Raw genomic sequence first — 18,567 nt, 5'->3', positions numbered from 1 at the left:
CCATGAACACCCCTCGCCTCAAAGGCGCCGGCATCCTGACCGCCAGCGCGATCGCACTCAGCTTCGGCCTGACCGCCTGCGGTGGATCTTCGGGCGCAAGTACAGCCTCGTGCACCCCGAAACACCAGGGCATCCAGACTGTTGCGCCGGGCAAGCTCACGGTGGGCGTCATCGACATCCCGCCGTTCAGCAGCTACAACAGCGGCAAGCCCAACGGAATCGACATCGCGATCGTCAGCAAGATTGCCAAGGACGAGTGCCTCGAACCGGCCTACCAGCAGGCCACCTATGCCGATGCCGTGCAGTCCATTTCCGGCGGCAACATCGACCTCGCGGTGGGCACCATCGACGCGACCGAGAAGCGCCTCAAGGCCGTCGATTTCTCCGCTTCCACGTATCTCGACGGCATGGGCATCGTTTCCAAGTCTGGCGCCACCACCGTCGCCGACCTCGAGAAGATGAACAAGGTGGGCACGATCGACGGCTACCTCTGGGTTGAGGACCTCAAGAAGATCCTGGGCGACAAGCTGGTCACCTACCCGAGCAGCGTCGAGCTCAAGGCGGACTTCGACGCCGGCCGCCTGGACGCCGACGTCGACGCTTATGGCGTGCAGGTGCTTCAGTTCAAGGGCGCCTCCGCAGTCAAGGTCGCACTCGCGAACGAGAAGCCGGACGCACGTGTCGGGGCAATCGCCCACGCACCCGAAGCCGCGTTCCCGATGACCAAAGGCAACAAGAGCCTGCAGGACGCACTCAACGCCGGCATCAGTTCACAGCGCGCGGACGGCACTATCACCAAGCTCCTGACCGACGCAGGCCTGTCCGAAGGACTTGGGAAGGTCGCCGACAAGCAGTACGTCGTTCCCGCAAGCTAGCCCACTGCCTCCCAGCTGACGTAAGTCAGCAAACCCCGGGTGCCGGGTTTCGGCCCGGCACCCACCTCGACCACCTGTGCAATGTCACATGGTAGATTAGGCTGTGAGGTAGCTCACGGCAGCACAATGACGGCGCCGCGTGTGCCCCATCGAAAGGACCAACCATGACTGAAACCCGCAAGCCCTGGCACGGCGTACTCGTCGCCACAGCGCTGCCGTTCAAGGACGATCTCAGCATCGACTACGACGCCTACGCTGAGCACGTCCGCTTCCTGGCCAACGCAGGCTGCGACGGCGTAGCCCCCAACGGATCGCTGGGCGAGTACCAAACGCTGAGCGATGAAGAGCGCGCCCGCGTCATTACGACGGCGGTCGAGGCTGCACCCGAAGGCTTCACCGTCATGTCCGGCATCGGCGCATACGGCGGGCTGCAGACGCAGCGGTGGGCAGAACAAGCCGCCGAGGCGGGCACCAAGGCGCTCATGTTGCTCCCTCCGAATGCCTACCGCGCCAACGACGACGAGGTGGTGGACCACTACCGCCGCGCAGCCGCCGTCGGGCTGCCGATCGTGGCCTACAACAACCCGATCGACACCAAAGTGGACCTCACTCCGCAGCTCATCGCCCGTCTCCACGGCGAAGGCCTCATTGTCGGCGTCAAGGAATTCACGGGCGACGTGCGCCGCGCCTACGAAATCAAGGAACTCGCGCCTGAGGTGGACCTTCTCATCGGCACCGACGACACCGTCGTCGAGATGGGCCTGGCCGGTGCCGTCGGCTGGGTGGCGGGCTACCCCAACGCGATTCCGGAATCCACCTTGGAGCTCTACCGGCTTTCAACCTCGGGCGACGTCTCTGACCTGGATCGCGCCCGCGAGATTTACCGCGATCTGCACTCGCTCCTGCGTTGGGACAGCAAGACAGAGTTCGTCCAGTCCATCAAACTGTCCATGGATATCGTTGGCCTTCACGGAGGCGCCTGCCGCCCACCCCGGGGACCGCTCGCCCCCGCAGTCCGCGACGCCGTTATCCGCGACACAGAAGCAGCCCTCGCGAAGGGTTACAAATAAACAAGAGGTGAACGAGCGTTTCCGCAAAACCCGCCAAAGGTGAGCGAGCATTTGGTAGGAGACGCACAAGCCGGGCCGCGGTCCTTCGGGAAGGGACATATGCGCTAAGCGACGCCGAAGGGCCGTTGCCCGGCGAAGCAGGCACGGGGACCTAGACCAACCAGAAGGAGCACTCGATGAGAACCAGCCGCATCTTCCACGCCGTGGACTCACACACCGAGGGCATGCCCACGCGCGTCATTACGGGCGGCATCGGGACGATCCCCGGTGCCACCATGGCCGAGCGCCGGCTGTGGTTCATGGAGAACAGCGATTGGATCCGCACCCTGCTTATGACCGAGCCGCGGGGCCACGCATCCATGAGCGGCGCCCTCCTTCAGCCTCCCACCAGGCCGGATGCGGACTTCGGCGTCCTTTTCATCGAGGTCTCCGGGCTCCTGCCGATGTGCGGGCACGGCACCATCGGCGTCGCAACAGTGCTGGTGGAGACTGGAATGGTGGAGGTGGTCGAGCCGGTCACCTCGGTGCGGCTCGATACGCCAGCCGGCCTGGTGATCGCCGAGGTGGCGGTCAAGGACGGGCATGCCGAGTCCGTGACGATCCGCAATGTGCCTTCCTTCGTGGACCGCCTCGACGCCGCGGTTGAGGTCCCCGGCTACGGCACCGTTGCCTACGACCTCGCTTTTGGCGGCAATTTCTACGCGATAGTCGACCTGGACAGCCTCGGTTTGCCCTTCGAGCGCTCCCGCAAGGATGATCTCCTCAGGGCCGGACTCGCCATCATGGACGCCATCAACGCCGACGACGAGCCTGTCCACCCCGAGCGCCAAGACATCCGCGGTTGCCACCATGTCTACCTCAAGGCCCCCGGCTCCACGGCGGAGCACTCCCGCCATGCCATGGCCATCTACCCCGGCTGGTTCGACCGCTCCCCTTGCGGCACCGGCACCAGCGCCCGCATGGTGCAGCTGCACGCGCGCGGCGAACTCGCCCTGGACACAGACTTCATCAACGAGTCCTACATCGGTTCGCGCTTCATCGGTCGGCTGGTCGAAGAGACCGAGGTGCGCGGCCGGCCCGCCGTCGTCCCCACCGTCACTGGACGGGCTTGGCTCACGGGCACCGCGCAGTACTTCCTCGATCCCACTGATCCGTTCCCGGAAGGGTTCCTGCTGTGACGCTCCCATACTTCGATGCTGCGGCGGTGCGGGCGGCGGCCCCATGGACGACGGCGATCGCCGCACTCGAGCACGCGCTCCGGGATGGCGTTGACCCGGAGGAGGACAGCCCCCGCCTGTTCAGCCCCGCTCCGGGCGGCGAGTTCCTGCTCATGCCAGCGGTCGGCCAACCCTACAGCGGGATCAAAGCCCTCACTGTGGCCCCCGGAAACCCCGCGCGCGGACTCGAGAAGATCCAAGGCATCTACCTGCTGCTCGACTCGGAAACGTTGGCTCCCCTGGCCACGATGGATGGCAACGAGCTCACGGCGATCCGCACTCCTGCCACCACCCTCCTCGCCGTGAAACACATTCTCGCCGCGGATCCCGGCAGCGGAACCGGTGCTCCTGGAACGCCGCACGTGCTCGTTTTTGGCGCGGGGGTCCAGGCCCTCAACCACCTCCGGGCGGCGAGCGCCGTGTTCCCGGAGGCGAGCTTCGCCGTCGTCGGCCAGCGCCCCGAGCGCGTACGGGTCCTCATCGAGCAGCTTGCCTTAGAGGGAATCAAGGTCCGTCCGGCAAGCGCTGCAGAGGTATCGAGCGCCGATGTGGTGCTCTGCACGACGTCGTCGCGTACTCCGCTGTTCGACGGCGCTCTGGTGGCTCCTGGCGCAGTCGTCGCTGCGGTGGGCCAGCACGGCCTGGACGCGCGTGAGGTGGACGCCTCGCTGGTGCGGCGAGCCGACGTCGTGGTGGAGGGGCGGGCCTCGGCCTGGCGGGAAGCGGGAGATCTCATTCCTGCCCGCAGCGTCGAGGAATGGAAATCCATCCAACCAGCCAATCTGCGGGAGCTGGTCAATGGCGAGTTCGAACGGATTCCGGGCCGGCCCTGCGTGTACGCAGGTGTGGGCATGGCATGGGAGGACCTCGTGACGGCGGCCTTGGTGTATGAAGGAGGCACCAGACCATGACGCCTGCACAAGGAGTGCTCACCGTGCCAGCCAACAACAAGCTTCCCATCGCACCTCTGGGCCGCCAGCGCAGCCTCCGCGAATCCGTCACCGAGTCGCTTCGCGCGGCGATCATCGCCGGAACCCTCGAAGAAGGCACGATGTATTCAGCACCCGCGCTCGGCGCGGCCTTCGGCGTCTCGGCCACTCCAGTGCGCGAGGCGATGATGGACCTGACCCGCGAAGGTCTGGTGGAAACGGTGAAGAACAAGGGCTTCCGCGTCACCAGCATGAGCGATCGCGAGCTCGACGAGATCACTGAGATCCGGCTGCTTCTTGAGCCGCCTGTCATGGCCGACGTCGCCGGAACGGTCCCGCCGTCGGGTATGACGGTACTTCGCTCGCTGGCAGACAATATCGTCGAGGCCGCGCGAGAAGGGGATCTTGCCGGTTATCTCGTCGCAGACCGCGACTTCCATGCTGAATTGCTCCGCTATTCGGGCAATAACCAGCTCGTTGAACTCGCCACCAGCCTGCGTACCCGAACCCGCATGTACGGGCTCAAGACTTTGAGCGAGAGCAACCGCCTGGCCGACTCGGCCCAGGAACACCATGAACTGCTTGACCTCATAGAGTCCGGCGACGCCGACGCCGCCCGCGAACTCATGCGCCGCCACATCGGTCACGCCCGCGGCCTCTGGGCCACGGGCGAGAACGAGACACCACCCGAGGAGCAACAGACATGAACCAAGGCAGCGACGTCCTCGTCATCGGTGCCGGGGTCATCGGGGCGGCTACCGCCTACTTCGCCGCCCGGCAAGGCCTCTCGGTCACGGTCATCGACAAGGGACTGCCTGCGAGCGGCACCTCTTCCGCCTGCGAGGGGAACATCCTCGTCTCGGACAAGGAGCTCGGCCCTGAGCTTGAGCTCACCCGCTACTCCCTGGGGGTCTGGCACGAAGACCTTGGGGAACACAAGAAGCTCTGGGAATTCGAATCCAAGGGGGGGATCATCGTAGCCTCGCGCGAGAGCAGCCTCGCTTCGTTGAACCGCGTCATGGCCGTGCAGACGGGTTATGGAGTGGCGGTAGAGGAACTGGACCAAGATGCGCTGCGCGAGGCCGAGCCGCATATTTCCCGCGAAGCCCTGGGCGGCGCAAGCTACTCTGAGGACTGCCAAGTCCAGCCGATGCTCGTCGCGGCCCACCTCGTCCGGCTCGCAACCGAGGCGGGAGCACGATTCCTTGCGGACACTCCCGTGACCGGCTTCCTGCGCAGTGGTTCCTCAAGAAGTGGTTCCTCAAGCGGTGGTTCCTCGGCCAACGGTGGCCGCGTCACCGGCGTTAAGACTCCCCGCGGGGACTTTTTCGCGGACGCGGTGGTGAACTGTACGGGCACCTGGGCGGGCGAGCTCGCCGCGCTGGCCGGGGTCAGCGTGCCGGTCCTCCCCCGGCGCGGATTCGTCATGGTCACCGAGCCACTCCCGCCGATGGTCCACCACAAGGTTTACGCGGCCGAGTACATCGACAATGTCGGCAGTTCCGACGCCGGCCTCCAGGGCTCGCCCGTGGTCGAGGGCACCCCCAGCGGCACCATCCTCATCGGTTCGACGCGTGAGCGGGTGGGCTTCGACCGCACGGTGAGCACCGATGCGCTGAGCCTGCTGGCCCGCAATTCCACTGCGCTTTTCCCTTTCCTGAAACATGTCAAGGCCATCCGTCACTATCACGGCTTCCGCCCGTACTGCCCGGACCACTTACCGGTGATCGGGCACGACGAGCGCGCCCCCGGGCTCTGGCACGCTGCCGGCCATGAAGGCGCCGGGATCGGACTCTCTGCCGGAACAGGCAAGCTCCTCGCCCAGGCGCTCGTTGGCCAAACCCCGGACCTCGATCTTTCACCTTTCGCTCCGGCCCGCTTCGGCGAGCTCCCTGCCAGCGAACCCGCCCACCATTCCACTTCACCCCAGTCCGCGGAACACCGAGAGGAGGCCACAGCATGAGCACCCGAGCACGAGGCGCGGCAAAGACGCCCGCGATCGGCGGCGTCGTCCGCGTGAGCTTTGATGGGCGGCCGCTTGAAGCATCTCCGGGCCAGAGCGTCGGCGCTGCTTTGACCTCCCAAGGCATCACAGCCTGGCGCGCCACACGCAAAGGCGAGCGGCCCCGGGGGCTGTTCTGCGGCATCGGCGTGTGTTTCGACTGCCTGCTGACGGTGGACGGCGCCGCCAACCAGCGCGCGTGCCTTGTTGAGGTTCGCGAGGGCATGGAAATTGAGGGCTCATGCCCGGAGGATCCCTCGGAAGAAGCCGGAGGACGATCATGACGCCCATCGTCAGCGCGGACGTCGCCGTCGTAGGCGCGGGTCCCGCCGGGCTTGCCGCCGCTGTTGCGGCTGCCGAGTCCGGAGCCACCGTGGTGCTCGTAGACGCGGGCGCCCAGCCGGGCGGCCAGTTCTGGCGGCACCGGCCTGAGACCGTTGTGCCGGTGCCGGATGGCCAGGGACACCACGGGTGGAAGAGTTACCTTGACCTCCGCGCAAGGTTCGACGCCGCTCGCCACCAAGGGCGGATCACGTACCTTCCCGGACTCCAGGTTTGGATGGCCCAGCAAAACCAGCCAGCGCAGGGGGACGACGCCGGCTTCACCTTGCGCACGACGCCCACCGTCGCGGAAGCTGCTTCGGACGGAAGCGCCGCCGGCGCCCGAACCGTCGTCGCGCGCCGCCTCGTCCTGTGTCCCGGCGGCTACGACCGCCAACTGCCCGTTCCCGGCTGGGATCTTCCCGGTGTGATGGCCGCCGGTGGCATCCAGGCATTCATCAAGGCCAACGGAATTCTGCCCGGGAAACGCTTCGTAATCGCTGGAACCGGTCCTTTCCTCCTCCCGGTTGCCGCGAATGTCGCCGCGGCTGGCGGCAAGGTCCTCGCGGTGCTTGAGTCCTCTTCCCCGACCGCCTGGCTGCCGCATCTGCGTGCTGCCGCAGGAGTGCCGGAGAAGGCACTTGAGGGAGCGGAGTACGCCGCAGTCTTCGCCCGGCATCGGATTCCGTACCGCACACGCAGCATCGTCACCGAGGTCCTCGGATCCGGATCCCTCGGAGCGGATCATGCGTCCGGGGTGCGCACGGCCAAGGTCGATGCTGACGGCAGCGTCCGGCCTGGAACAGAGCGCGTGCACGAGGACGTAGACGTGGTGGGTTTCGGCTGGGGCTTCACGCCGCAGATGGAGCTGCCGCTATCTTTCGGCGTCGAAACCCGGCTCGACACGGACGGCTCGCTGGTGGGCGTCGTCGACGAGCGCCAGCAGTCCAGCGTCCCGGGCCTGTATCTCGCAGGTGAGGTCACCGGCGTCGGCGGCGCTACGTTGGCCGTACTTGAGGGCCTCGCAGCGGGCACCGCCGCGGCGGGCGGGTCCGCCTTGCCGCAAAAAACCGCTGCGTCAGAGAAGACCACTGCGCGGCATCGGCGTTTCGCGGAGGCAATGCACCGGGCCCATCCGGTTCCCGCTGCCTGGCAGGACTGGCTCACTCCGGAGACCACCGTGTGCCGCTGCGAGGAAGTCACCGCCGGCGAGATCACCGAAGCCCGGGAGAGCCTGGGTGCCCGCGATGCCAGGAGCCTCAAGTCCTTCACCCGCGCCGGAATGGGCTGGTGCCAAGGCCGGGTTTGCGGCTTCGCATCAGCCTGCCTTGGAGCCGGGCCGGGCGCTTCGCCCACCGCCGAATCCCTGTCCAGCGCCGCCAAGCGGCCCCTCGCTGCGCCCGTGGGCATAAGCGAGCTCGCCGCGCTTGACGCCGACTACGAAGACCCCACGAATTCCCTCCTGAAAGGAGACCGAGCATGACCACCGTCGCCCAAAACACGCCCGGCAAGCACTCCAACGCGAGCGCCGTAGCGCCCACTACTGACACCGAACTGGAATCGTTCCTCGCCGCTGCCCAGGCCGCCGCGTCGCCGCTCGCCGCCTTGCGGCCTGCCGAACGCGCAAAGCTGCTCGACGCCGTCGCCGACGCCCTCGACTCGGCCGCGGACCAACTGGTCCCCGTGGCCCAGCGCGAGACCCGCCTGCCCGAGGGCCGCCTCCGCGGTGAGCTCAAGCGCACCACCTTCCAGCTGCGCCTGTTCGGGGAACTGTTGCGCGATGGCGGTTACCTCGACGCCCGGATCGACCACGCCGACGCCGACTGGCCCATGGGTGCTCCGCGGCCCGATCTTCGCCGCGTTCTGGCGCCCTTGGGGCCGGTTGTCGTGTTCGCCGCCAGCAATTTTCCCTTCGCTTTCTCGGTGGCGGGTGGAGACACCGCCTCGGCACTTGCCGCCGGAAGCCCCGTGCTGCTCAAGGCGCACTCGGGCCATCCACAGCTTTCCTTGCTCACCGCAGAGGTTGTCACCTCCGCCCTTGCTGCTGAGGGCGCTCCCGAGGGCACCTTCGCACTCATCACCGGTACCGCCGCCGGGGCCGCCGCACTGCGGGATCCGCGGATCAAGGCCGGCGCCTTCACGGGTTCCATTCCGGGCGGGCGCGCATTGTTCGACATCGCAAGCTCTCGGCCGGAGCCCATCCCCTTCTTCGGCGAGCTGGGCAGCAACAACCCGGTCTTCGTCACCGAAGCCGCGGCCGCTGACCGCAGCACGGAGATCGCCGAGGGCTTCGTCGGTTCCTTCACCCTCGGCGCCGGACAGTTCTGCACCAAGCCCGGCACGCTGTTCGTCCCGGCGGGATCCCGCCTGGTGGACGCACTGCGCGACGCCGCCCTGCCGCCGGCAGCGCCATTGCTCAACGATCGGATCCAGTCCGGCTACGCCGAAGTGCTTCAGGAGCTGCAGGCCAACCACCGCGTGAAGGTCCTGGCCCAAGGCTCCGATCCTCTGGCCGACCCGCCCAGTCCCACGCTCCTGCTCACGACCGCCGCGGACATGCTCGCCGAACCGCATGCTCTCCAGGCCGAGTGCTTCGGCCCCACGGCCGTCGTGGTGGCGTACGACGACGAGTCCCAGCTTCCGCAGATCGCTGAGACTTTCGAGGGGCAACTGACTGCGACAATCCACGGCACGGATTCCTGCAAGGTGGCCGGGCTCGTAGAGATCCTCGCACGCAAGGCCGGGCGGGTCCTCTGGAACCAGTGGTCTACCGGCGTCTCGGTCACCTATGCGCAGCAGCACGGCGGGCCCTACCCGGCGACGACTGCGGCCGGCAGCACGTCCGTGGGATCTGCCGCGATCGAGCGTTTCCTGCGGCCGATCGCCTATCAGGGATTCCCGCAGCACTTGCTGCCTGAATCCTTGCGCGAGGAGAATCCCCTGGGAGTACCGCGCCTTGTGGACGGGCGACGGGAGGGGTAGTAGTCCGCTCGGGACCGGCCGGCTCGGCTCTTGCTTGCCCTCGGGCCACCTTCACCCCGTGGTGCCCTTGACAAGATCCGCAGGTGCATGAATGATACGAGCCTCACCAGCTTTGTCCCTTCCCTTGGTCAATGGCTGAATCGGTGTCCGGCGTCGTCGAAAGAGTGTATTGACAGTAATCGTGTGGGCGTGTTTTTCAGTCGGGTTGGTTGGGCTGCTCCTGAACTGGATGAGTGTCATCGGAACGCTGATAGTGCCGCGGCCGCTGCACAGCAATCTTTCACGGGTGACCCATATGGTCACGGCGAAGATGTTTTTTGCCGTCACAAAACCCGTCACCTCGTACGAAGTACGCGATCGGATCCTTGCCTGGCAGTCTCCGATGTCGTTATTCGTCCGCTTGCTTGTCTGGGTGATCCTGTTCGACTTGTCGTTCAGCCTCCTGCTTCTTCCCTTCGTCGACGGTGACATCTGGCTAGCTGCCAGCGAGGCTGGCTCCGCGATGTTCACGCTCGGCTACGCAGCGCCGTCGAACTTTGGCAACACAGTATTGGTCTACGTAGCCGCGTATACCGGGCTGATCGTCATCGCTTTGCAGATTGGCTACCTGCCAACGCTCTACGCAGCCTTCAACAGGCGTGAAGCAGAAGTAACGCTTCTCGTGTCGAGGGCGGGCTCACCGTCGTGGGGACCTGAGCTTCTGGTGCGCACACGGTTCGGCATGGCGGCTCAAAACAGCACCAGCGAGCTGAGCGATCTCTACCGCACGTGGGAGCGATGGGCCGCCGATGTAGCCGAATCGCACAGCACCTACCTCACGTTGGTGTGGTTCCGTTCACCTGCACCGCAGTCGAATTGGCTCAATTCGCTCCTCAGCGTGATGGATGCGGCCGCGTTGCAACTTTCGCTGAGTCCGGGGTCTGCACCGAGCACCCGGGCGCGCCTGGTTCTTCGAATGGGGTTCACCTGCCTGAATCAAGTGGCGCGGGCCATTCGTATCCCGGTCGACGAGGACCCCGATCCCGATTCCCCACTCGACGTGACTTTCGAAGACTTCCAAGCAGCAGTGGAACTCATGCGGACCGTCGACTACCCGCTTGAAGTGACAGCAGAGCAAGCCTGGCCCCACTTCAGGGGCTGGCGGGTCAACTACGAAAAGGTGGCGTATGCCCTCGCCTACGCGATCGACGCCCCGCCATCGATGTGGAGTGGCCCGCGGCGATTCCCCTCAGAACCCACCATGCCGTACCGGCCGAAGAACCGCACCTCCAAGGACGTGAAGCCAGACGACCCGCAAATGCTCGGCCAGCGGAGAACGCGCTGACGGAGGCGTGCAGGGGTTCGCGCCTACAGCGGCGGATACCGTCTGAGGCCCACCATGCCACCGGCGGTGATCAGCGCTCCGCCGAAGGCCACCAGCAACCCGGCCACGGAAAAGGTGGGCGCTACGGGCTGACTGTTCCGGGCAGGGCCGCCGGGGTCAAACCTTGGGCCCGCCGCCGACGCTGAGTTCTGAGCCGAAGGAGCCGGAGGAGTGGCAATCGGCAACGGCGCTGTGCCCCCTGTCGTAGCTGATGGCGCGGCCTTGGTGGGGACCGGCTCCACGGTCACCGCCGACGACGGAGGCGGGGCCCCACCAGCCGGAGTAGTAGCTCCAGGATCAGGCTGGGGTTGCGGTTGAGCCGGCGGACTGGGCGTACCTGGCTCGGTGGGTTTGCCCGACGGCCGGGGAGTTGGAGAGCTACTTGGAGAGCACGCACCCACCAGTCCAAGAAGGCCCGGCGAATCGCAGGGCGCCGCCACTGCAGTCCCTGCCGCGGCAAGTGCGATCAGGCACAAAGCGAAAGGAATCTCGACAAGGGCAACTGGAACCTTCCGGCGAGTCATGGCTTCGACTCTACCTACTGAGCGCCAACTTGGGAGAAAGGTCCGGCCTGGCCGAGTCACAAGGCCAGGCCGCACCAACGATCACGACCATATCCACAGCCGCTTGGACGTCCAAGGGTTCTCAGGGCGTGATTGGCCCTTGCAGGACACGGAGCGCAAGCGAAACGTCGCCCTCGATGAGCGCGGTGTCCACGAGGTCCGAACGTCCCCAGAGACCGAGGTACATGCTGCGCAGAGGTGCGGAAATCGATGCCGCGATCGGCCCCGTACCGACTGCCCAGCTGCCCGATCCTTGGACATTGAAGGTCACGGCCGCTTCCGGCTGCGGCATCCGCCCCAGCCGCAACTGGCGCGGGGTGAACATTTCCAAGACCTCAGCGATTCCATCGAGCATGAAGTCCTCGCTAAAGGCTGGGGCCTCCAAAACCGATGCCGAGCATGCGTCAACAAGGTGGATGGAGTGTTCGTGCGCCTGGCGCCTGAGCCAGAATCCGGCCTTCTGCGGAGAGGGCCCAAACGTCCAGCACTCCTTCCCGGGATCAACGCTCGCCATTGTGTCAAGAAAGGAGTTCGACCCCTTGAGGAACCACTCTGCGGCGCCGACGGACGGGGCAGGGGGTTCCTCGACGAACTTCCCCCCAAGAACAATCTCCGCAGCCCATCGTTCGATCGAGCCGAGGTGTCCGAAAAGTCCATCGAGTGTCCAACCCGGACATGCGGGAACCGAATGCGCAAGCTTTTCTTCAGCTTGTCCGGCAAGGACGCGAAGTTGATCGACGCAGGTGGACAGTTCGGCAAGGTAGCGATCGGGCGACATGGGTTGAGCATAAACCGCCGTTAGCCTCAACCCCCCAGCTGACCCAGAATCCGCGCGAGCTCAGCGCGGTCCTCTGCGCTGAGCCGGCCAAAGTACTCGGAGGACTTGCCGCGCCGTTCGGCACTGATCTTCGCAAAGAGCTCCTGCCCGGCGGCCGTGGCGGCCACCAGGGTAGCCCGCCGGTCCGTGGGATCCGGGTCGCGACGGACGAGGCCCTTGGCCTCGAGCTGGTCCACCACCTCCGTGGCCGAACGTGGCGCAATGCGCAACCGTTCGGCCAAGTCTTTCAGGCGCATCGGTTCACCGGCCGATGGGTCTTCCGGCGCTATGAGCGAGCCGGCCTTCGTGTCACCTGCCGGACGCCGTCGCATCAGGGTCATGAGCGCCCGCCATTGGTGCGGCGTCATTTCCCACGGAGCCAACTGCTCGGCCCAGGTTCGGCGCAGCCCCCGGAAAGCGGCATGGAAGAGATCGCCGAGATCGGCGGAATCAGAGGGCTGTGAGTGCATGTCGCCAGTCTAGCAATTTGACCCGTAACCACATAGTGAGGTAACCTCTGTATTACTCAGCGCGATTCCCGCGCCCCATTCACCACTGGAGGTGGTGCTTATGACGGAGAACATCCACAGCCACAATCCCGCAGCGCCGGGCTCCGCGATCCGAAACGGCGGCCGCGGTCCTGCCCGCCCTAATCCCGCCGACCGCACCCAGCTGAAACGACATCCCGTCAGTCTCAAGCGGATTGCCGGACTGTTCTCACCGCACAAGGCGACCATCGCCGTCGTCGTGCTTCTCATTAGCGCTTCCAGCATCATCGGCTTGGCGCAGCCGTTCCTGGTCCGCCACATCATCGACGTCGCGTTGCCCGATAGGGATCTGCCGCTTCTCGCCTGGCTGGCTGCCGGATTGATCGGCGTAGCCGCCGCAACCGCGCTCATTGGCGTGGTGCAAACCTGGATGACCACGGGCATGGGCCAGAAGATCATGCACACGCTGCGCACGCGCTTGTTCACGCACCTGCAGCGGCAATCGCTGGGATTTTTTACCCGGACCCGCAGCGGCGAGGTGCAGTCGCGGTTGAACAACGACATCGCTGGCCTGCAGCAAGTCATCACGTCCACCGCCACTGGCGTCGCCTCCAACCTGACCACGGCCATTGCCACGGCGATTGCGATGGTGGCCATTTCACCCGGACTTTCGCTGCTGTCGCTTGTAGTGATCCCGCCAGCCGTCTGGTTCACCCGCCGGGTGGCCCTGCTCCGGCGCAACATCACGTCCACGCTGCAGAGCGAACTGGCCACGATGAACACGCAGGTGGAGGAAGGGCTGTCAGTCTCCGGCGTCCGGCTCTCCAAAACCCTCGGAACCGCCAGGCGCGACGCCTACCGCTACACGGAAAGCTCCAGACGGCTGATCGGCCTGGAGATGCGTTCGCAACTGGCCGGCCGCTGGCGGATGGCCACCATGGGCCTGATCTTCTCCGCCATTCCGGCGCTGATCTACCTGGCTGCCGGATTGCCGGCCACCAGTGGCGGTATGACCATTGGCACGCTCGTGGCGTTCACTGCCTTGCAAGCAGCCATCTTCCGCCCCATCATGAGCCTGCTGGACCTCGGGGTCCAATGGGTCACCGCGATGGCCTTGTTCAGCCGGATCTTTGAATACCTGGACTTGACCCCCGAGATCACAGCCCCGGCACAGCCTGTCCCCCTGGACCCGGCCACAGTGCGTGGCGAGGTCCGCTTTGAGGGCGTCCGTTTCGCGTACGACGGCGGCACTGAAGTTTTGCGCGGCATCGACCTTGTGCTCCCGGCAGGCAGCAGCACCGCAATCGTGGGCCCCACGGGTTCCGGGAAATCGACGTTGGGCTCGTTGGTCCCACGCCTGCATGATGCCACCGCCGGGCGGATCACCATTGACGGCGTGAATGTCCGCGACATCGCCCCGGCGGACCTGACGAAAATCGTGGGTGTGGTGTCCCAAGAGACGTACCTCATTCACGACACCATTCGGGAAAACCTACTGCTCGCCGCACCGCACGCGGACGACGCACTCCTGTGGAGCGCGCTGGCCTCCGCGCAGATCGCGGACCTGATCGCGGGCCTGCCCGACGACTTGGACACCGTGGTCGGCGCCCGGGGCCACCGGTTCTCCGGCGGCGAGCAACAGCGCCTGGCGATTGCCCGGACCATCCTGCGCAATCCGAAAGTTCTGGTCCTCGACGAGGCTACTTCCGCATTGGACAACGCCACTGAGTCCCAGGTTCAGGCCGCGCTCGACCGGCTGGCCGTTGGCCGGACTACTCTGACCATCGCCCACAGGCTCTCCACCGTGGAGAAGGCGGACCAGCTGGCGGTGCTGGCCGGGGGTGCCATCATCGAGGTCGGAACGCCTGGCAAGCTTCGCGATGCCGGCGGCGCCTATGCCCGGCTCGTCGAGGCCAGGGAAACGATGGAGTTCACGGCATAAACCGGTATCCGATCCCCACCTCGGTGATCAGGTGGCGCGGGTTCCCGGGCTCCAGTTCCAGCTTCCGTCGGAGCTGGGCCATGTACACGCGCAGGTAGTTGGCTTCCTTGGCATAGGCCGGGCCCCAGACCTCACTGAGGAGCTGCTGCTGGGTGATCAACTTCTCCGGATTCCGCACGAAGAGATCCAGGATCCTCCACTCCGTCGGCGTCAGCCGGACGTCCGCGCCCTCGCGCGTCACACGTCTCATGGCCAGGTCCACCGTGAACGAACCGGTGACCAGCACGGGCGGCTCTTCCCCCGGATCCGCGTTGCGCCGCAGGATCGCCCGGAGGCGTGCCAGCAGCTCGTCGAGCCCGAACGGTTTGGTGATGTAGTCGTCCGCACCCGCGTCCAGCGCTTCAACCTTGTCGTCCGAACCATGGCGGGCGGAAAGGACCAAGATGGGCACGTTGCTCCACGCACGCAGTCGGGTGATGACCGTGGTTCCATCAATATCCGGCAAGCCAAGGTCAAGGATCAAAACGCCCACCGGATGCTGGGCTGCTGAGCGCAAGGCCGATTCGCCGTCGGACGCGGTGGCCACGGTATAACCGTGAGCTTGGAGCGTGATCCGCAGGGCCTTGACGATATGCGGATCGTCGTCCACCACGAGGACGTTGCTCATCTCGCCTCCCGCGGGGCGTCACTGGGACTGCCCGACGGCGGCATGTGGCGGCGCTCGAAGAGCACCGATTGCGCTTCCATGGGAGCCTGAGCTTCCTCGTGTGGAAACGCGACTCCGGTAGACAGCGGCAGCCGAATGACCATGGTCAGGCCACCACCCGGAGTCTCTTCCGCGGTGAGCGTGCCTCCCATCGCTTCCGAGAATCCCTTGGCAACGGCGAGCCCAAGGCCAACACCGGTGGTGGAAGGGACGTCGGTGAGCCGCTGGAACGGCTGGAACATCCTGACAACACTTTCGGCGGGGACTCCTTGGCCGTGATCGATGATGCGAAGCTCTCCGGACGGTCTCCCGTCCAGGGTTGAGGAGCTGAGTCCGCCGGCGGCCCCCACCAGCACGACGTCGGAGTCCGGCGCGTATTTGACGGCGTTCTCCACGATGTTGGCAATGACGCGTTCCAGCATCCCGGCGTCGGCGTCGATCACCGGCATGTTTCCCGGCAGGTCAACGCGAACCCGTCCCGGCGGAATGCCATGCAGGGCCGCCGGAATCACGTCGTACCAGCGCACCGGGCGGATGAGCGCGTTCACCGAGTCCGAGGTAATGCGGGACATGTCCAGGAGGTTCCCCACCAGGACGTCGAGCCTGTCCGAGCATTCCTCGATGGTTGCCAACAGTTCCTGCTCTTCCTCCGGCGTGTAGTGGACGTTGCTTTGCCTCAAACCGCCCACAGCCAATTTGATCCCTGCCAGCGGAGTCCGCAGGTCATGGGAGACGGCCCGCAGGATGGAGGTACGCATGGTGTTGCTCTCGGCCAAACGCATGACTTCGCGGCGGCTAGCTGCCAATTGTCGCCGCTCGAGCTGGGCCGAAAGATGGGCGCCGAAAGCGCTAAGCAGCCGGCGGTCGCTTGCAGGCAGAATGCGGCCGGACAGGACCAGACGGGTTCCGGCGTCGATTTGTTCGGTGTTGTCGCCGACGTCGGGAGAAAGGCGTGCGGCCTCCCCGGCCTTGGCGACGAGGCGCCAGCCGCCGCCAGCCGCGCCAGTGGAACCGGCCCCAGCCGCCCGGAACAGGGCCGCGCCGCGCATCTGGAACACGTCCAGCGCCTGCTTCAAGAGTCCTTCCACGGTGTCCTCAGCGCTCGATGCCCCGCGCGTGAGATCTCCTAGGGTAGTGGCCTCAGCCCTGGCCCGTGCAGCCTCCTTGGAACGCCTGGCGGAGACGTCCACTACGGCGGCCACAGCGGCTGAAACACCCACGAAAACCAGCAATGCCAAGATATTCTCGGGGTCGCTGATGGTCAGGGTGCCCACGGGCGGAATGGAGAAGAAATTCACCAACAGGCTGCTCCACAGGGCACCGAGCAGCGCGGGCCACAACCCGCCCACCAAAGCCACGGCCACAGCGCCAGTCAGCTGGAGGAGCACGGCCGTCGCGATGTTGTGCGAAGGGCTCGCGGCCAGCAAAAGCTGCAGTAGGGCCGGAAGAATCACGGCGAGCGCAAAACCTATCGTGACTCTCGTCCGGCCGAGGTCCCGCTGCCGCGGACGGTCGACGCCCCTGCCGCCCAAGGGATGCGACACCATGTGGACGTCAATGTCTCCGGAGTCGCGCACCACCCGGTTGCCGATCCCCCGGCCGGTCAGCCTGCCCACGAGGGACCGACGCCGGGAAATCCCGACGACGATCTGCGTCGCGTTCACGCTGCGCGCGAAGTCAAGCAAGGCCTTCGCGGGGTCCTCCCCTGCCACCGTGTGGTAGCTGCCGCCCAAATCCCGGACCAACAAGCGCTGGGCTTCCAGTGCCTGCGGCGATTCCGAGGCCACGCCATCGGAGGCACGGACGTGCACGGCGAGCAGGTCGCCGCCGTTGACGCGCTTGAGGATCCGGGCGGCGCGCCGGACCAGGACCTCCCCTTCGGGCCCTCCGGTGAGGCCAATGACAATCCGTTCCCGGGCGGGCCAGCTCGCCTCGATTCCTTGCTCCGAACGGTACTTCGCGAGCCCTTCATCTACCCGATCAGCCAGCCAGAGCAGTGCCAGTTCCCGCAATGCCGTCAGGTTGCCCATCCGGAAATAGTTGGACAGCGCGGCGTCGATCTTGTCCGCCGCATAGATCTTGCCGTCGCCCAGCCGCTGCCGCAGCAGCTCCGGTGAGATGTCCACGAGGTGGATCTGATCGGCGCGCCGCACGACGTCGTCGGGCACTGTCTCTGCCTGCCGCACATCGGTGATAGCGCTGACGACGTCACCGAGGGACGCAAGATGCTGGACGTTGACGGTGGAGAGGACGTTGATGCCGGCGTCGAGCAGTTCCTCGACGTCCTGCCAGCGCTTGTGATTGCGGCTTCCAGGGATGTTCGAGTGGGCGTATTCATCGACGACGGCGACGCGCGGCTTGCGTGCCAGGACCGCATCGACGTCCATCTCTTCGAACGTGGTGTCCCGGTACGCGATGATGTGGGGCGGGATGACTTCCAGCCCGTCCATCAACGCACGGGTGTCGCTGCGTCCGTGATCCATGGCGAAAGCCACCACCACGTCTTCACCGCGTCCGCTCAGCCGGTGGGCCTCTTCAAGCATGGCGTAGGTCTTCCCGACCCCCGGGGCTGCCCCGAGGAAAATGCGCAGCGTTGCCCGTGCCATGTGGTCATTCTTTCACTTGTTGAACGCGCTGGTTGCCCGCGCGGATCCGGGCTTCGTTCACTTGGCCGGCGCCGCTGAGGCGGGCGCCGCTGCCGCCACGTCCAGGTTCAGTTCAGTGACATTGACCGACGGCTGCCCCAGGAAGGCCTCAAGTCCCGTGACGGTGCGCCGCTCCACCATGGCCTGCACCGTCTCAGGACTGAGCCCGTGCGCCTTGGCCACCCTCGGCACTTGAAGGCGCGCGTAGGCCACCGAGATCTGCGGGTCCAGCCCGGAACCGCTCGCCGTCACGGCGTCGGCGGGAACGTCGGATTCCTTGACTCCCTCTGCGGCGGCGATGGCAGCACGGTTGGCTTTGACGGCGTCGAGCAGTTTGGAATCGTTGGGCCCCAGGTTGCTGGCGCTCGACGCGCCCGTGTCCCACTTGGCAGCCGAGGGGCGGGCGTGGAACCACAGCGGGTTCTGGGTGCCAGCGTCATCGGCAGAGACTTGCGCAATCAGGGCCGAAGCTGCGGGCCTACCGGCTGTGTCTTTCACGATGGACCCATTGGCTTGGAACGGTGCAACAGCTTGGCCGATGCCGAAAATCGCCAATGGGTAGATCAAGCCAAGGACAACGGTGGCGAGGAGCAAGAACCGCAGGGCCGTTCCTGCCTGCCGAAGATAGCCGGGAAGGGTGTTCATGG

At 65.9% G+C, this 18,567-nt stretch carries 17 protein-coding genes; 11 read left to right on the top strand and 6 right to left on the bottom strand.

Annotation, left to right across the window (positions count from 1 at the left end; all coding sequences use genetic code 11):
* Positions 1-2: 2 nt before the first annotated feature.
* The 10 genes from AC1DLO_RS07530 (at position 3) to AC1DLO_RS07485 (ending at position 10,720) form a co-directional block, all read left to right on the top strand.
* Positions 3-875 (top strand): substrate-binding periplasmic protein, encoded by an 873-nt coding sequence (locus AC1DLO_RS07530; RefSeq protein ID WP_476889030.1) that lies wholly within the window; start codon positions 3-5, stop codon positions 873-875.
* 164 nt (positions 876-1,039) lie between these two features.
* Entirely contained in the window at positions 1,040-1,945 is a 906-nt protein-coding gene (locus AC1DLO_RS07525; RefSeq protein ID WP_476889029.1) for a dihydrodipicolinate synthase family protein, read from the top strand.
* A 176-nt stretch (positions 1,946-2,121) separates the two neighbouring features.
* Positions 2,122-3,123: a proline racemase family protein gene (locus tag AC1DLO_RS07520; RefSeq protein WP_476889028.1), complete on the top strand. Its 1,002-nt coding sequence runs from the start codon at positions 2,122-2,124 to the stop codon at positions 3,121-3,123.
* Entirely contained in the window at positions 3,120-4,073 is a 954-nt protein-coding gene (locus AC1DLO_RS07515; RefSeq protein ID WP_476889027.1) for an ornithine cyclodeaminase family protein, read from the top strand. Before AC1DLO_RS07520 ends, AC1DLO_RS07515 begins: the two co-directional genes overlap by 4 nt.
* The gene (locus AC1DLO_RS07510; RefSeq protein ID WP_476889026.1) at positions 4,070-4,798 is read left to right on the top strand and encodes a GntR family transcriptional regulator; all 729 of its coding nucleotides are present in this window, start codon (positions 4,070-4,072) and stop codon (positions 4,796-4,798) included. Before AC1DLO_RS07515 ends, AC1DLO_RS07510 begins: the two co-directional genes overlap by 4 nt.
* Entirely contained in the window at positions 4,795-6,054 is a 1,260-nt protein-coding gene (locus AC1DLO_RS07505; protein WP_476889025.1) for an NAD(P)/FAD-dependent oxidoreductase, read from the top strand. The genes AC1DLO_RS07510 and AC1DLO_RS07505 overlap by 4 nt, the downstream gene beginning before the upstream one ends.
* On the top strand, positions 6,051-6,377 hold the full coding sequence (locus tag AC1DLO_RS07500) for a (2Fe-2S)-binding protein (protein ID WP_476889024.1): 327 nt from the start codon (positions 6,051-6,053) through the stop codon (positions 6,375-6,377). Before AC1DLO_RS07505 ends, AC1DLO_RS07500 begins: the two co-directional genes overlap by 4 nt.
* On the top strand, positions 6,374-7,897 hold the full coding sequence (locus AC1DLO_RS07495; RefSeq protein ID WP_476889023.1) for an FAD-dependent oxidoreductase: 1,524 nt from the start codon (positions 6,374-6,376) through the stop codon (positions 7,895-7,897). The genes AC1DLO_RS07500 and AC1DLO_RS07495 overlap by 4 nt, the downstream gene beginning before the upstream one ends.
* A complete protein-coding gene (locus AC1DLO_RS07490; protein WP_476889022.1) occupies positions 7,894-9,396 on the top strand; it encodes an aldehyde dehydrogenase (NADP(+)) in 1,503 nt (500 codons plus the stop codon). The genes AC1DLO_RS07495 and AC1DLO_RS07490 overlap by 4 nt, the downstream gene beginning before the upstream one ends.
* A 229-nt stretch (positions 9,397-9,625) precedes the next feature.
* On the top strand, positions 9,626-10,720 hold the full coding sequence (locus AC1DLO_RS07485; RefSeq protein ID WP_476914444.1) for a hypothetical protein: 1,095 nt from the start codon (positions 9,626-9,628) through the stop codon (positions 10,718-10,720).
* 23 nt (positions 10,721-10,743) lie between these two features.
* On the opposite strand, the gene AC1DLO_RS07480 is transcribed toward AC1DLO_RS07485, so the two are convergent.
* The 3 genes from AC1DLO_RS07480 to AC1DLO_RS07470 all read right to left on the bottom strand — a co-directional run bounded on the left by AC1DLO_RS07480 (position 10,744) and on the right by AC1DLO_RS07470 (position 12,609).
* On the bottom strand, positions 10,744-11,283 hold the full coding sequence (locus AC1DLO_RS07480; RefSeq protein ID WP_476889020.1) for a hypothetical protein: 540 nt from the start codon (positions 11,281-11,283) through the stop codon (positions 10,744-10,746).
* Between the two features lie 121 nt (positions 11,284-11,404).
* Complete coding sequence (locus tag AC1DLO_RS07475) at positions 11,405-12,100, bottom strand: maleylpyruvate isomerase family mycothiol-dependent enzyme (RefSeq protein WP_476889019.1); 696 nt, start codon at positions 12,098-12,100, stop codon at positions 11,405-11,407.
* 26 nt (positions 12,101-12,126) lie between these two features.
* Positions 12,127-12,609 (bottom strand): MarR family winged helix-turn-helix transcriptional regulator, encoded by a 483-nt coding sequence (locus tag AC1DLO_RS07470; RefSeq protein ID WP_476889018.1) that lies wholly within the window; start codon positions 12,607-12,609, stop codon positions 12,127-12,129.
* 100 nt (positions 12,610-12,709) lie between these two features.
* Between AC1DLO_RS07470 and AC1DLO_RS07465 the strand changes: the two genes are divergently transcribed.
* A complete protein-coding gene (locus AC1DLO_RS07465; protein ID WP_476889017.1) occupies positions 12,710-14,569 on the top strand; it encodes an ABC transporter ATP-binding protein in 1,860 nt (619 codons plus the stop codon).
* Here the strand turns inward: AC1DLO_RS07465 and AC1DLO_RS07460 are convergent.
* Genes AC1DLO_RS07460 through kdpC form a run of 3 tightly spaced genes read right to left on the bottom strand, consistent with a single transcriptional unit; the run spans position 14,559 to position 18,565 of the window.
* Positions 14,559-15,236, bottom strand: coding sequence for a response regulator (locus AC1DLO_RS07460; RefSeq protein WP_476889016.1), 678 nt, complete (start codon positions 15,234-15,236; stop codon positions 14,559-14,561). The two genes, AC1DLO_RS07465 and AC1DLO_RS07460, sit on opposite strands and share 11 nt — an antisense overlap.
* On the bottom strand, positions 15,233-17,881 hold the full coding sequence (locus AC1DLO_RS07455; protein WP_476889015.1) for a DUF4118 domain-containing protein: 2,649 nt from the start codon (positions 17,879-17,881) through the stop codon (positions 15,233-15,235). Before AC1DLO_RS07455 ends, AC1DLO_RS07460 begins: the two co-directional genes overlap by 4 nt.
* Positions 17,882-17,938: 57 nt before the next feature.
* Positions 17,939-18,565 carry a K(+)-transporting ATPase subunit C gene (gene kdpC / locus AC1DLO_RS07450; RefSeq protein WP_476889014.1) on the bottom strand — a complete coding sequence of 209 codons (627 nt, stop codon included), beginning with the start codon at positions 18,563-18,565 and terminating at the stop codon, positions 17,939-17,941.
* Positions 18,566-18,567: the final 2 nt, after the last annotated feature.

It is taken from the genome of Arthrobacter sp. 01T419, from assembly GCF_056398865.1.
The sequence above is the reverse complement of the archived record's forward strand: the minus strand, read 5'-3'. Positions and strand labels throughout refer to the sequence as shown.